This window comes from Micromonospora sp. DT48, assembly GCF_049844495.1.
Lineage (GTDB): Bacteria > Actinomycetota > Actinomycetes > Mycobacteriales > Micromonosporaceae > Micromonospora.
In genome coordinates this window covers 78783-92379 of record NZ_JBNCLE010000014.1, presented here as the reverse complement: position 1 = coordinate 92379, position 13597 = coordinate 78783, and the positions used below count along the sequence as shown (strand labels likewise).

At 70.5% G+C, this 13597-nt stretch carries 11 protein-coding genes; 6 read left to right on the top strand and 5 right to left on the bottom strand.

From position 1 onward, the window contains the following. Positions 1-12: 12 nt before the first annotated feature. A complete protein-coding gene (gene dop / locus ACLQ2S_RS18455) occupies positions 13-1530 on the bottom strand; it encodes a depupylase/deamidase Dop (protein WP_155219817.1) in 1518 nt (505 codons plus the stop codon). Between the two features lie 213 nt (positions 1531-1743). After that, positions 1744-3525, bottom strand: a complete 1782-nt coding sequence (arc, locus tag ACLQ2S_RS18450) for a proteasome ATPase (RefSeq protein WP_309223516.1) — start codon at positions 3523-3525, stop codon at positions 1744-1746. A 178-nt stretch (positions 3526-3703) separates the two neighbouring features. Here arc and ACLQ2S_RS18445 point away from each other — a divergent pair, with 178 nt between their 5' ends. After that, positions 3704-3997, top strand: coding sequence for a ferredoxin (locus ACLQ2S_RS18445; RefSeq protein WP_309223537.1), 294 nt, complete (start codon positions 3704-3706; stop codon positions 3995-3997). A gap of 56 nt (positions 3998-4053) precedes the next feature. Here the strand turns inward: ACLQ2S_RS18445 and ACLQ2S_RS18440 are convergent, their stop codons facing one another. From ACLQ2S_RS18440 to ACLQ2S_RS18430, 3 genes are all read right to left on the bottom strand, one after another. Continuing rightward, the gene (locus ACLQ2S_RS18440) at positions 4054-4623 is read right to left on the bottom strand and encodes a hypothetical protein (RefSeq protein ID WP_155219820.1); all 570 of its coding nucleotides are present in this window, start codon (positions 4621-4623) and stop codon (positions 4054-4056) included. A 150-nt stretch (positions 4624-4773) separates the two neighbouring features. Continuing rightward, a complete protein-coding gene (locus tag ACLQ2S_RS18435) occupies positions 4774-5745 on the bottom strand; it encodes a tRNA (adenine-N1)-methyltransferase (protein WP_375335354.1) in 972 nt (323 codons plus the stop codon). 47 nt (positions 5746-5792) lie between these two features. Beyond that, the gene (locus ACLQ2S_RS18430) at positions 5793-6914 is read right to left on the bottom strand and encodes a M50 family metallopeptidase (protein WP_375335355.1); all 1122 of its coding nucleotides are present in this window, start codon (positions 6912-6914) and stop codon (positions 5793-5795) included. A gap of 125 nt (positions 6915-7039) precedes the next feature. Between ACLQ2S_RS18430 and ACLQ2S_RS18425 the strand changes: the two genes are divergently transcribed. The 5 genes from ACLQ2S_RS18425 (at position 7040) to ACLQ2S_RS18405 (ending at position 13535) form a co-directional block, all read left to right on the top strand. After that, complete coding sequence (locus ACLQ2S_RS18425; RefSeq protein ID WP_155219825.1) at positions 7040-7954, top strand: RecB family exonuclease; 915 nt, start codon at positions 7040-7042, stop codon at positions 7952-7954. 79 nt (positions 7955-8033) lie between these two features. Then, positions 8034-9230 carry a sensor histidine kinase gene (locus ACLQ2S_RS18420; protein WP_425702180.1) on the top strand — a complete coding sequence of 399 codons (1197 nt, stop codon included), beginning with the start codon at positions 8034-8036 and terminating at the stop codon, positions 9228-9230. 39 nt (positions 9231-9269) lie between these two features. Continuing rightward, positions 9270-9953, top strand: a complete 684-nt coding sequence (locus tag ACLQ2S_RS18415; protein WP_155219831.1) for a response regulator — start codon at positions 9270-9272, stop codon at positions 9951-9953. Positions 9954-10218: 265 nt separating this feature from the next. Beyond that, entirely contained in the window at positions 10219-10986 is a 768-nt protein-coding gene (locus tag ACLQ2S_RS18410) for an ABC transporter ATP-binding protein (protein ID WP_309223518.1), read from the top strand. Next, positions 10986-13535: an ABC transporter permease gene (locus tag ACLQ2S_RS18405; protein WP_155219838.1), complete on the top strand. Its 2550-nt coding sequence runs from the start codon at positions 10986-10988 to the stop codon at positions 13533-13535. Before ACLQ2S_RS18410 ends, ACLQ2S_RS18405 begins: the two co-directional genes overlap by 1 nt. Positions 13536-13597 lie beyond the last annotated feature (62 nt).

The window sequence follows — 13597 nt, the reverse complement described above, 5'->3', positions numbered from 1 at the left end:
CCGACCGACGGCTCAGCCGCCGGTCAGGGTCTCCAGCAGATCCTTCGCGCTGGCGCAGCGGTCGAACAACGCACCGACGTGCCGCCTGGTGCCCCGTTCCGGTTCCATCATCGGCACCCGCACCAGCGACTCCCGACCGACGTCGAAGATCACCGAGTCCCAGCTGGCGGCGACCACCTCGGAGGCGTACTGAGCCAGGCAGCGACCCCGGAAGTAGGCGCGGGTGTCCTCCGGCGGCTCGGTCATCGCCGTGCGGCTCTCCTCGTCGCTGAGCAGCGTCTTCATCGACCCCCGGGACACCAGCCGGTGATAGAGACCCTTCTCCGGGCGTACGTCGGAGTACTGGAGGTCGACCAGCTGGAGCTTGTGCGACCCCCAGCCGAGCTTCTCCCGCTCCCGGTAGCCCTCCAGCAGCCGCAGCTTCGCCACCCAGTCCAACTCGTCGGCGCAGAGCATCACGTCGCGTCCCAGCCGGTCGAGCACGTCCTCCCACCGGTCCAGCACGTCGGCGGTCTGCTCGTCGACGTCGTCGCCGTACCGGTCGTCGACGAAGGCGCGTACCCGCTCCAGATAGGCCCACTGCACGTCCATGGCGGTCAGTCGACGCCCGTCGCGCAGCCGCATCAGGTGGGACAGCGACGGGTCGTGACTGACCGCGCGCAGCTCGCCGACGGGGTCGGCGATGCCGAGGTCGGGGCCGAGCGCCTTCTCCTCGATCATCGTGAGGATCAACGCGGTGGTGCCCACCTTGAGGTAGGTGGAGATCTCCGAGAGGTTCGCGTCGCCGATGATGACGTGCAGGCGGCGGTACTTGTCGGCGTCGGCGTGCGGCTCGTCGCGGGTGTTGATGATCGGCCGCTTGAGGGTGGTCTCCAGGCCGACCTCGACCTCGAAGAAGTCGGCACGCTGCGAGATCTGGAAACCGGCCTGGCCACCGTCCTGGCCGATGCCGACGCGGCCGGCACCGCAGACGATCTGCCGCGTCACGAAGAACGGCGTCAGGTACGCCACGATGTCGGCGAACGGCGTCTGCCGACGCATGAGGTAGTTCTCGTGGGCACCGTAGCTGGCGCCCTTGTTGTCGGTGTTGTTCTTGTAGAGGTGGATCGGCGAGCTGCCGGGGATCGTGGCGGCCCGTCGGGCCGCCTCCGCCATCACCCGCTCCCCCGCCTTGTCCCAGCGGACCAGGTCGCGGGGGTTGGTCACCTCGGGGGTGGAGTACTCCGGGTGCGCGTGGTCGACGTAGAGCCGCGCCCCGTTGGTCAGGATCACGTTGGCCAGGCCGAGGTCCTCGTCGGCGAGCGCCTCGGCCGGGTCGTAGACCGCACCGGAGTAGGTGAAGCCACGGGCGTCCCGCAGCGGTGACTCCTCCTCGTAGTCCCAGCGGGCCCGACCACCGCGGTTCAGCTCCGGTCGGGCGCCATAGGCGTTCACCACCTGGGAGGAGGTGACCATCGGGTTGGCTCCGGCCTGGCCGGGCACGGAGATTCCGTACTCGACCTCGGTACCCATGATTCGTCTAACGCTCATCGACCTACCCGCTTCGTATTGCCCGACCGGTCCCCCGTCACGTCGAGCGTAGTCGTCACTGACCCGACCGGGGGCGCAGCGGGCCCCCGGGGTCGCACCTGCGGCTTGCGCTGTTCGTCGATCCGCGGCTGGGCGGACCGGTGGCGACGCCCGCCGCCGGCACGGGCAGGGCCCGTGACGCCGTGCGTCACGGGCCCTGGTGGCGCGTGCCGGTCAGAGGTATTGGCCGGTGTTGCTGGCGGTCTCGATGGAGCGTCCGGCCTCGGCGCCCTTGCCGCCGGAGACGAGCGTACGGATGTAGACGATCCGTTCGCCCTTCTTGCCGGAGATGCGGGCCCAGTCGTCGGGGTTGGTGGTGTTGGGCAGGTCCTCGTTCTCGCGGAACTCGTCGACGCAGGCGTCGAGGAGGTGCTGCAGGCGCAACCCTTTCCTACCGGAGGTGAGGAACTCCTTGATGGCCATCTTCTTGCCCCGGTCGACGATGTTCTGGATCATCGCGCCGGAGTTGAAGTCCTTGAAGTACAGGACCTCCTTGTCACCGTTGGCGTAGGTGACCTCCAGGAAGCGGTTCTCCTCCGTCTCCGAGTACATCCGCAGCACCACCGCGTCGATCATGGCGGCGACGGTGGCCTGGGCGTCGCCGCCGTGTTCGGCGAGGTCGTCGGCGTGCAGCGGCAGGCCCGGGAGGATGTACTTGGAGAAGATGTCCTTGGCCGCCTCGGCGTCCGGACGCTCGATCTTGATCTTCACGTCGAGGCGTCCCGGGCGCAGGATCGCCGGGTCGATCATGTCTTCCCGGTTGGAGGCGCCGATGACGATGACGTTCTCCAGCCCCTCGACGCCGTCGATCTCGCTGAGCAGCTGCGGCACGATGGTGTTCTCCACGTCGGAGGAGACACCGGAGCCACGGGTGCGGAAGACCGAGTCCATCTCGTCGAAGAACACGATGACCGGAGTGCCTTCGCCGGCCTTCTCCCGAGCCCGCTGGAAGATCAACCGAATGTGCCGCTCGGTCTCACCGACGTACTTGTTGAGCAGCTCGGGGCCCTTGATGTTGAGGAAGAAGCTGGTGTGCTTCTCCTCGCCCCGCCGCTCGGCGATCTTCTTGGCGAGCGAGTTGGCGACCGCCTTGGCGATCAGGGTCTTGCCACAGCCCGGCGGACCGTAGAGCAGGATGCCCTTCGGCGGGCGCAGCTGGTGCTCCCGGAACAGGTCGGCGTGCAGGAACGGCAACTCGACCGCGTCACGGATCTGCTCGATCTGGGAGTGCAGGCCGCCGATGTCGGTGTAGTCGACGTCCGGCACCTCCTCCAGGACGAGTTCCTCGACCTCGCTCTTGGGAATCCGCTCGTACGCGTACGCCGAGCGAGGTTCGATCATGAGCGAGTCGCCGGCCCGGATCGCACTGCCGATCAGGGTGTCGGCCAGGTGCACGATGCGTTCCTCGTCGGAGTGCGACACCACCAGCGCCCGGTCACCCGGCGCGCCCTCGGGACCGGCGAGGATCTCCTTGAGCATGACCACCTCGCCGACCCGCTCGTAGCCGAACGCGTCAACGATGTTGAGCGCGTCGTTGAGCAGGACCTCCTGGCCGCGGCGCAGTTCGCCGACGTCGAGCGAGGGCGATACCGCCACGCGCAGTTTCCGTCCGCCGGTGAAGACATCGACCGTGCCGTCTTCGTGCCGGGCCAGGAAAACGCCGTAGCCACTTGGGGGTTGAGCGAGCCGGTCGATCTCCTCCTTGAGCGTCACGATCTGCGCGCGAGCCTCTTTCAGGGTGCTCACGAGCCGTTCGTTGTTCTCGGTCAGCCGCGCCAACTGCGCCTGGGTGGCGGCCAGCCGCTCTTCGAGCTGCCGGACGTGTCGGGGGCTCTCGGTCAACTTGCGCCGCACCAGAGCGAGTTCCTCTTGAAGGAACGCGACCTGCGTGGAGAGATCGTGGGCCTCCTTCTCCCACCGTGCGGCGCGCGAGTCCGCGTCGTCGCTGCGTGCCACGTCCCACCTCCCCGGGGGGCTTGAACGTTCTGCCCTAACACTAGCCGCTATGAGCCCGATTCGGTCCTCCGCAACGCGCCCGTCACAGAAGCTTGATCGCCAAGGGTGGGTCGACGGGCGGGTACCGGCATTCGGGTACCGTCGAGGGGTGGGACGGGAGAACATGGGGGGTGCACCGGTGGCCGAGGTCGCGACCGACCAGTTGCAGGTCTGGGTTGACCAGGATCTGTGCACGGGCGACGGGCTGTGTGTGCAGTACGCGCCGGAGGTCTTCGAGTTCGACGTCGACGGGTTGGCGTACGTCAAGGGCCCGGACGGTGAGCTGGTGCAGACGCCGGGCGGCCGGGTGGACGTGCCGGAGCACCTGCGCCTCGAGGTGATCGACTCGGCCAAGGAGTGCCCCGGCGAGTGCATCCACGTCGTACGCGGCAGCGACGGCGTCGAAGTCGCCGGCCCGGAGGCCGACGACTGACCTGGACGCCCACCGGGCCCGCGGAATCACCCGAGCGGGCGATGCACGGGGGACCGCTACAGCAGCGGACGGCCGACCACCGAGGCGACCAACCGGGCGAACTCCTCCAACCGGGCGATCTGCCCGGCGCCGCCGTCGTCGAGGGTTTTGCCGAAGCGCAACGCGTCGTGCCGGGGCCCGCCGGTGGTCTCCTCGCCCGGCGGCGACTCGTCCAGCGAGGTCAGCAGCAGGTAGACGTCGATGCTGTCGACCCGGATCTCACCGTTGTCGTGCCGGAACAACCGCCGTCGGCAGCCCACCTCGGTGACCGAGGAGACCGGCACCACGCGCAGGGACGAGGTCATCGAACCCGGCGGCCCCTCCCCCGGCGGCACGTCCTCGCCGTGCCAGAGCACCAGGCGGCTGCCGTCGCAGACGACGACCTCCTGCCACACGCCGTTCACCTCGTTGACGAAGCGCTCCAGGGTGAAGCCGAGCACCGACGCCCCCCGCAGGACACCGCCGAGTGCCTCCAGGGCGACGTCGGGGTCACGCAGGTAGGCCCGCGCCGCCGATTCGAGATCGGCGTACGGCGACCAGTCGGGAAAGACCGCCGGTAGATCGCCACCGAAGCCGGGACGATTCATCGGATCACCTCGCCCCCGCCCGGCACCGGCCTAGGCGTGCGCCGCACCGCGCCGACCGTCCGTTCGCCACGTCCGCTCACGTGGTCACCTCGGCCACCGCCGAGCCTGCCCAGGATGAGCCCACTCACTCCCAGCCGCCCCATTCCGCCGTCACGGCTTGTCCGTCTCCTGCGCCACGTCGGGTGGTGTCTGCCCGGCCCGCGCCTCGGGTGCCACCACGCTCGCCTGCCGGGCCGCCTCCGCCTCGCGCAGTGCCTGGCGTCGCTGCGCGTACGCCTCGGTGCCCTTGCTGGGCTTGCGACGCCGGGGCGGGGCGGTGACTCCGGGGGCGAGCTTACGCGCGGAGACGAGGAAGGCGGTGTGCGCGATCATCCGGTGGTCGGGGCGGACCGCCAGCCCTTCGGCGTGCCAGTCCCGCACCAGCGACTCCCAGGCTCGGGGCTCGGTCCAGCCGCCGCGCTCGCGTAGCGCCTCCACCAGCTCGGACAGCTGGGGGGTGGTGGCCACGTAGCCGATGAACACGCCGCCGGGCAGCAGCGCGCGTTCGACCATGTCGAGGTTCTCCCAGGGGGTCAGCATGTCCAGGATGATCCGGTCGAAACCGGTCTCCCGGCATTCGGCAACGTCGCCGACGTGCAGGTGCCAGGCGGGATGCGGGCCCCGGAAGAACGCCTCGACGTTGCGGCGGGCGATCTGGGCGAAGTCGTCGCGCAGCTCGTAGGAGTGCAACTCCCCGGTGGTGCCCACCGCGCGCAGCAGCGAACAGCTCAGCGCTCCGGAGCCGGCACCGGCCTCGAGGACCTTCGCGCCGGGGAAGATGTCACCCATGGTGACGATCTGGGCGGCGTCCTTGGGGTAGATGACCTGGGCGCCACGGGGCATGGAGAGCACGTAGTCCGACAGCAGCGGGCGCAGCGCCAGGAACGCGGTGCCGCCGCCGGAGGTGGTCACCACGCTGCCGTCGGGCAGGCCGATCAGCGTGTCGTGCGCCAGGATGCCCCGGTGGGTGTGGAACTCCTTGCCCGGCTCCAGGGTCACCGTGTGCATCCGCCCCTTGGGGTCGGTCAGCTGCACCCGGTCACCCGGCTGGAACGGCCCACGCCGCACGGCGGGCGGATCCACCTTCTCCTCGGGTTCGTCGCTGGCCGGGTGGGCGGAGTGGGTGACGGTCACGTGTTCATCTTCCGGTGAGGTTCGAGCAGTTGAGCCAGATCCGCGATGTGCAGAACGCCGACGACATCTTCGCCTGCCGTCACGACGTACTGTGCGCCCGGGTGGGTCTGCACGGTCTCCAGCACCCGTTCGCCGTCGGTGGTCACCGGGATGGTCGGCAGGTCGGCGAGGGTACGGGCGACGGCGTCCACGGCCAACCAGGGCCGACGGGCCTCGGGCACCGCCGCGGCGGCGGCCGGGTCGACCAGGGCCACCGGCCGTCCGGCGGAGTCGGTCACCAGCAGCGCCACCGGCGGTCGCGGCTCGGTGGCCGGGTGCGCCTGCTCCGCGCGCCGCTGTGCCTCGGCCAGCGGGGTGCCGGTGGGCACGGTGTACACCGGCCGGGCCAGGCTGGCCAGGTCGACCAGCGGGAGCCGCCGACCGATGCGGGACATCCGGATCGACTGCCCGGCGCCGTGCCAGAGGGTGAGGGCGACCAGAGCGGTCAGTGGCAGGGCCAGCAGGCTCAGCACGTCGGTCGCGTAGAGCACGGCCACCAGCAGCGCGGTGCCGACGGCCAGCACCCGTCCGGCCCATCCGGCCACCTCGGTGGCCCGGTGCCGGTCCCGGGTCAGGGCCCAGACCGCCGCACGCAACGCCCGCCCGCCGTCGAGCGGCAGGCCGGGCAGGATGTTGAACACCGCGACGATGACGTTGCTCGCCGCGAGTTGGAAGGCGAGTTGGTCGGCCACGGTGCGGTCGGGCAGGGCCACGGTCGCGGCCACGGCGGCGGCCCCGAGTACCGCGGAGACGGCCGGCCCGGCCAGTGACACCAGCAGGTCGATCCGGGGAGTCGGCGCGTCGCGGTCCATCTCGGTGTATCCGCCGAGCAGTTCCAGGGTGATCCCCCGCACCCCGATGCCGAAGCGGCGGGCGGTGAGGGCGTGGCCGAGTTCGTGGGCCAGCACCGAACCGAGCAGGGCGAGGACGAATCCGGCCCCGACGAGGTACCCGCCGAGCGGGGACAGGTTCAGCCGCTGGCCGGCGAGTTCGCCGTACAGGACCGTGATCAGGAGGGCGAGCAGCAGAATCGAGGCGTTCAGGTACAGCGGCACCCCGAGGATCCGGCCCACCCGCATGCCGGGGCGCGGGCTGGCCCGTGGTCGCCTGCGCTGTTCCATCGGGCTGATGCTACGCGGCGGGAGATCACGTACCGGAGCGGCGGCGGTCGGCCTGTCACACCGGTGCCCTAACCTTCGGGGGCATGACGGCGGAACCGGTGATCACTGCGCAGGCGACGACCCCGACCGAGTTGCCGACGACGGTGCGGGCCTCGCTGTCACCGTCGCGGGCGGCGGATTTCAAGACCTGCCCGTTGCTCTACCGGTTCCGCAGCATCGACCGGCTGCCCGAGCGGCCCACGGTGGAGCAGGCCCGGGGCACGCTGGTGCACGCGGTGCTGGAGCGGTTGTTCGACCTGCCGGCACCGGCCCGCACCCCGCAGGCCGCCGGTGACCTCGTGGCCGGTCAGTGGGACCGTCTGGTCACCGAGCAGCCGGAGCTGGCCGGGCTCTTCTCGGACGCCGATCCGGCCGCCCTCGCGGAGTTCCTCCGCTCGGCTTCGGCGCTGCTGGTGGGCTACTTCACGGTGGAGGATCCGCGTCGGTTGGAGCCGGCCGAGCGGGAGAGCCTGATCTCCGCCGTGGTCGACGACGAGCTGCTGATCCGCGGTTACCTCGACCGGCTCGACGTGGCCCCCGACGGCGCGTTGCGGGTGGTGGACTACAAGACCGGCGGGGCTCCACGGGAGGCGTTCGAGGCGCGGGCCCTGTTCCAGCTGAAGTTCTACGCGCTGGTGTTGTGGCGTACCCGTGGCGTGGTGCCCCGGGTGCTGCGCCTGCTCTACCTCAAGGACGCCGAGGTGTGTGACTACACCCCGGACGCGGAGGAGTTGGCGCGATTCGAGCGGACGGTGGTGGCGTTGTGGCGGGCGATCGAGCAGGCCACCGCCACCCGGGATTTCCGGCCCCGGCCGAGCCGACTGTGCGACTGGTGCAGTCACCAGGCGCTGTGCCCCAGTTACGGCGGCACGCCGCCGCCCTTTCCGGAGTCGGCGGCGACGCCCGATCCGCTGCGCGACGCCCGGTCCGTTCCGGTGCAGCCCGGAGCCGACGAGTAGCCGCCCTCCTCCGCTGGGATGAGGCGGGAGTCAGCACACAAGACGATCTTTCGCCGGTGTCGGCGGCTAGCGTCGTGGAATGGGTAACGGTCTGAGGCGGTGGCTGCGGCGCAATCCGCTGGTCGGTGACGCGCTGCTGGCCGTCGGCCTGGTCCTGGGGGAGATCGTGTTCACCCTGCTCACCCCTCGGGAGTTCTGGCCCGGGCCGCTGCCGGCGGCGCTGGGGTGGAGCGTGTTGTGCGCCGCGCCGGTGGTGGTACGCCGGGTGGCGCCGTGGCCGGCGCTGCTGGCGGCGGTGGCGACGTTGCTGCTGCCGATCGTGGTCGAGGTGTCACCGACCACGCAGAGCTTCACCCTGGTGGTGCTCACCTACACGATGGCGGCCCACCAGCCGACCCGAAGGGCGCTGGTCGCGGCGATGGTGCTGTGGCTTCCGGTGGCCGTCGTGAACGCCCTGCTGCCGCCGGAGGGCGTCCCGCAGGTCGGTTCGGCGTTCCTGGTCGCGAACAACATCCTGGTGGGGGTCGTGTCGTTCTCGGTGGGTCGGACGGTGCACGCGCGGCGCACCTCCACCGAGGCGCTGCGGGAGCGGGCCCGGGTGGCCGAGGCGAACCAGCGGGCTCTGGCCGAGCAGGCGGTCGCGGACGAGCGGCGACGGATCGCCCGCGAGTTGCACGACGTCGTCGCCCACCACGTCAGCGTGATGGGGGTGCTGGCGACCGGCGTGCGGCGGGTGCTGCGCCGCGATCCGGACAGCGCCGACGAGGCGATCGCCACGATCGAGGAGACCAGCCGGGCGACGCTGCGGGAACTGCGTCGGCTGCTCGACGTGTTGCGGACCGAGGCCGAGCCGGCGGCGGAGTTGGCGCCGCAGCCGGGCATCGCCGGTATCGAGGCGTTGGCCGATCAGGTCCGTGAGGCCGGGCTGCCGGTGACGCTGAGCGTGACGGGTGTGCCGGGGCACCTGGAGGAGGGGGTGGCGTTGACCGTGTACCGGATCGTGCAGGAGGCGCTGACGAACGCCCTCAAGCATGCCGGGACGGCCACCGCACGGGTGCGGGTCGGTTTCACCGCCGACGCGGTGGAGGCCGAGGTCACCGACACCGGCCGCGGGCCGTCGCCGGGCACCGGTCAGGTCGGGCATGGCCTGGTCGGGATGCGGGAACGGGTCGGCCTCTACGGTGGGATCCTGCACATCGGCGCGCGGACCGGCGGTGGCTACCGGGTGTACGCCCGGATTCCGGTCGAACCGCTGCCCGACCCGGGCCGCAGGTGAGTCGCCGGGTGAGAGACGCAGTCCGACAGGGAGGACCAGATGGTCGATTCGACGGACCGCAGGCCGGTACGGATCCTGCTCGCCGACGACCAGCCGCTGCTGCGTACGGGCTTCCGGATGGTCCTCGGCGCGGAGACCGACCTGGACATCGTCGCGGAGGCGGGCGACGGCGTGGAGGCGGTGGAGTTGTCCCGTCGCCTGCTGCCGGACGTGGTGCTGATGGACATCCGGATGCCCCGGATGGACGGAGTGAGCGCCACCCGGGCGATCGTGGACGCCCGGTTGCCGGTGCGGGTGCTCATCCTGACCACCTTCGATCTGGACGAGTACGTGGTGGGGGCGCTGCGGGCCGGGGCGAGTGGCTTCCTGGCCAAGGACGTGCCGGCGGAGGATCTGGTCACCGCGATCCACACGGTGGCCGCCGGAGACGCCGTGGTGGCGCCCCGGATCCTGCGTCGGCTGTTGGACCGTTTCGCCGACGTGCTGCCGGACCCGACCGCGACGCCGTCGAAGGCACTGAGCGCGCTCACCGACCGGGAGCGGGAGGTGCTCGTGCAGGTCGCCCGCGGCTTGTCGAACGCCGAGATCGCCCGCGCGCTGTCGGTGAGCGAGACCACCATCAAGACGCACGTGGGACACGTGTTGACCAAGCTCGGGCTACGCGACCGGGTGCAGGCCGTGGTGTTGGCGTACGAATCAGGTCTGGTCCGTCCCGGGACGTAGCTCCGGCGGTTGCGTCCGTCACCTACCGTGACTGTCTCCGGTGGAATTCGGTTGACCCTCACACGACGGCAACGTTCAGGATGACCGGGACCATCGGGCTGCCGATTCGGGGACATCCCTGACGTCGGTTTCGGGGATACCCGCAGCCGGAAATCCGCTGCGGCTCCGCCCGGAGTCGGACGGATTCGTAACAGGCAGCACAGATGATGGATCCGCGCCGGACCAGCGGGGGTCGGTGCGACCAGACGACGGAGAGGTACACGACGTGACCGCTACGACAGGCCAGTCGGCAACGGCCGCAGCCCGGGCGAGCGATGTGTGGAAGGTGTATGGCAGCGGCGAGGCCCAGGTCATCGCCTTGCGGGGGGTCAGCGCGGAGTTCGAACGCGGACGGTTCACCGCGATCATGGGCCCGTCGGGTTCCGGTAAGTCGACCTTGATGCACTGCCTGGCCGGGTTGGACTCGGTGACCCGGGGGACGGTGATGATCGGCGACACCACCGTCACCGGGCTCGGTGACGCGGGTCTGACGAAGCTGCGTCGGGACAAGGTCGGCTTCATCTTCCAGCAGTTCAACCTGCTGCCGACGTTGACCGCCAAGGAGAACATCCTGCTCCCGTTGTCGATCGCCGGGCGTAAGCCGGACCCGGCCTGGTACGACGTGGTGATCGACACGGTGGGCCTGCGGGACCGGTTGGGTCACCGGCCGGCGCAGTTGTCCGGTGGTCAGCAGCAGCGGGTGGCGTGTGCCCGTGCCCTGGTCGCCCGCCCCGAAGTGATCTTCGCCGACGAGCCGACCGGCAACCTCGACTCGCGGGCCGGTGCCGAGGTGCTGAACTTCCTACGCAACTCGGTACGCCAGCACGGGCAGACCATCGTCATGGTGACCCACGATCCGGTGGCGGCGGCGTACGCCGACCGGGTGGTCTTCCTCGCCGACGGTCAGATCGTCTCGGAGTTGATCGAGCCGACCGCCGACACGGTGCTGGACACGATGAAGAAGCTCGACACGCCCGCCGAGGTGACCGGCTGATGTTCCGGGCAACCCTGAAGAGTCTGCTGGCTCGCAAGGTCCGGCTGATCCTGTCCGGCCTGGCCGTGGTGCTCGGCGTCATGTTCGTCTCCGGCGCCTTCGTCCTCACCGACACTCTGGGCCGCTCCTTCGATTCGCTGTTCGCCGACGCGTACGCCGAAGTGGACGTCAACGTGGCCGCCAAGCCACGGTTGGAGATCAGCGAGTTCGAGGGCGAGCAGTTGCCCACCCCGTTCCCGGCGGCGGTGCTGGAGAAGGTCCGGACGGTGGACGGGGTGTCCGAGGCCACCGGTGTGGTCGCCGTCGACGGTGCCCGGCTGATCGGCAGCAACGGCAAGGCGGTTACCTCGTTCGGGCCGCCCCAGTTGGGCGGCAACTGGGTCGGTGAGAGCGACCTGGTCCGGCTGCGCGAGGGCCGGGCGCCGCAGGCCGACGACGAAATCGTGATCAACAAGGGGTTGGCGGACGCCGGCCGGGTGAAGCTCGGCGACCGGGTGGGCGTGCTCACCCTCGCGCCGCGCAAGGACTTCACCATCGTCGGCATCTTCGGCTACAGCGGTGACCGGGACTCCCTCGGTGGGGCCAACGAGGTCATGTTCACCACGCCCGTGGCGCAGCAGCTGATGCTCGGCGAGCCGGACACGTTCAGCAACATCGTGGTCACCGCCGCCGACGGCGTCTCCACCGACCAGCTCCGCGACGCGGTGGCCGCGGCCGTCGGCGACGGTTACGTGGTCAAGACCGGCGAGGAACTCTCCGCCGATGCCGCCGCCGGTCTGAAGGAGGGGCTGTCCTTCTTCAACCGGATCCTGCTCGGCTTCGCGGCGGTGGCGCTGCTGGTCGGCACGTTCCTGATCCTCAACACGTTCTCGATCATCGTGGCGCAGCGCACCCGGGAGCTGGCGTTGCTGCGGGCGGTCGGCGCCAGCGGCAAGCAGATCATCGGCTCGGTGGTGTTGGAGGCGATCGCCGTCGGGTTGATCGCCTCGCTGCTCGGCCTGGCCGCCGGCATCGGCATCGGGGCGCTGTTGGCGTACCTGTTCGGCAACCTCGCCGGTGGGCTGGAGCTGGCCGGGGTCGCGGTGCCCGCGTCGGCGGTGATCGGTGCGTTCGGTGTCGGTCTGGTGATCACCGTGCTGGCGGCGTTGCTGCCGGCGCTGCGGGCCGCCCGGATCCCACCGATCGCGGCGATGCAGGACGTCGCCACGCCGGATCGACCGTTGACCAAGGTGACCGTCGGTGGCGCGCTGGTCACCGCGGTCGGCGCCACGTTGCTCTTCCTCGGCCTGGGCGGGCACGCCGGTGGCAACACGCTGGCCACCATCCTCGGTGGCGTGCTGTTCGCGTTCATCGGGGTGGCCCTGTTGACGCCGCTGATCAGCCGTCCGGTGGTGGCGGCGCTGGGCACGGTCTTCTCCGGTTGGGTGCCGGGCAAGCTGGGCCGGCTCAACTCCGGTCGCAACCCGCGCCGCACCGCGATCACCGCCGCCGCGCTGATGGTGGGCATCGCCCTGGTCACCGGCATCACGGTGATCCTGGATTCGGCCAAGAGCAGCATCAGCGGCCTGGCGCAGGACACCATCAAGGCCGAGCTGGTGATCGCCGGGGCGCAGTCCGGTCCGCGCCCGCCGACGTTCGACCCGGCGGTGCTGGACGAGGCGAAGGCGATCCCCGGGGTCCGGCTCGTCGACGGCGAGTACGGCGACATGGCGATGGTCGGTGGCGAGCGTACCTGGGTCGCCGCCTCCAGCGAGCCGAGCGCGTTGGTGCGGATGTTCGGCGCCACCGCCACCGCCGGGGACATCGAGCGGCTGGGGCCCGGCCAGATGTTGATCAGTTCGGACCGGGCGGAGTCGCGTGGCCTGTCGGTCGGCTCGACGGTGCCGGTGCAGCTGGCCCGGGGCGAGGAGAGCACCTACACGGTCACCGGCATCTACGAGAGCACCCCGCTGTTCGGTGGTGTGACGCTGCCGGCCGAGGCGGCGCGTGACTTCGCCATCCCGCAGCCCATCCAGGGCTACATCCAGTTGGAGCCGGGGGTCCGGGCGGCCGACGTGCTGCCCCGGGTGGAGGCGTTGCTGGCGGACAGTCCGGAGGTGTCTGTCGCCGACCGGGACGCGTTCATCGAGGAGCAGGCCGGTCAACTCGACGCGCTGCTCCAGATGATCCAGATCCTGTTGGCGCTGGCGATCGTGATCGCGGTGCTCGGCATCATCAACACCCTCGCCCTGTCGGTGTTGGAGCGGACCCGGGAGTTGGGTCTGCTGCGCGCGATCGGTCTGCGCCGGTCGCAGACCATGGGCATGATCACTGTCGAGGCGGTGGTGATCTCGGTGTTCGGCGCGCTGCTCGGTGTCGTGGTCGGTGCCGCTCTCGGCGCCGCGGTGGTGGAGGCCCTACGCGACGAGGGGATCACCAAGCTGGTCCTGCCGTGGAGCCAGATGGGTGTCTTCCTCGGCCTGGCCGCGTTCGTCGGGGTGATCGCGGCGGTGCTGCCGGCGTTCCGGGCCGCCCGGATCAACGTGCTGGGCGCCATCGCCCACGACTGAGGCAACCGGACGAGCGGCCCCTGTCACCGGACGGTGGCAGGGGCCGCTCGGCGCGTCGGACG